This is a genomic window from Acidovorax cavernicola (assembly GCF_003581445.1).
This window is the reverse complement of sequence record NZ_QXMN01000292.1, coordinates 1-746: the sequence shown is the minus strand read 5'-3', so window position 1 is coordinate 746 and position 746 is coordinate 1. Positions and strand designations below refer to the sequence as shown.

The 746-nt window shown below is 69.3% G+C and carries 1 protein-coding gene; it reads left to right on the top strand.

Features of this window, described 5'->3' with window-relative positions; genetic code table 11:
* A partial coding sequence (locus D3H34_RS33225; protein ID WP_147400623.1) for a hydantoinase B/oxoprolinase family protein occupies window positions 1–488 on the top strand: 488 nt, incomplete at its 5' end.
* Window positions 489–746 lie beyond the last annotated feature (258 nt).

Below are 746 nucleotides of genomic sequence, written 5' to 3'. Positions count from 1 at the left end.
TCTGGAACATCAACCTGCAGGGCATGACCAAGGCGGGCAAGGTGTTCGCAACCACGGTCACGACCAACGGCGGCACGGGCGCGCGCCCGGGCAAGCACGGGCTTTCGGTCACCTCCTACCCCAGCGGCGTGCGTGGCACGCCGGTCGAAGTGCTCGAGTCGGCGATTCCGCTGACCTTCTGGAAGAAGGAGATCCGCCAGGGCTCGGGCGGCGCCGGCGCATGGCGCGGCGGCGACGGCGTCGACATGCACATCGAGAACGTTTCCGACAGCACCATCACGCTGCTCGCGGCCTTCGACCGCATCGACTACCCGCCGCGCGGCATTGACGGCGGCGCGGCCGGCGCCTCGGGCTACGTGGGCCTGTCCGACGGCACGCCGATGCTGGGCAAGGGCGCGCAGCAGATCCTGCCGCAGCAGACACTGGTGATACGCACGCCCGGCGGCGGCGGCCTGGGAACTCCGACACCCCGCCCTGCGGCGGGTTGAAGCCCCGTCCTGCGACGGGCATGAAACATGCCTCTGTGAAGAGCATTGCAAGCGCGACCGATGCATTCGGCGGGGCCGACTTCTCCACCTCATGGACTACACGATGAAACTCACTTCCATTCTCCGCGTCGGGGCCCTGGCCCTCGCCCCCCTGCTGTCGGTCGCGCATGCGGCGGACTTCCCGACCAAGCCGATACGCATCATCGTGCCGTTTGCCGCGGGCGGCTCGACCGACGCGGTCGCACGGCTGGTCGGCAC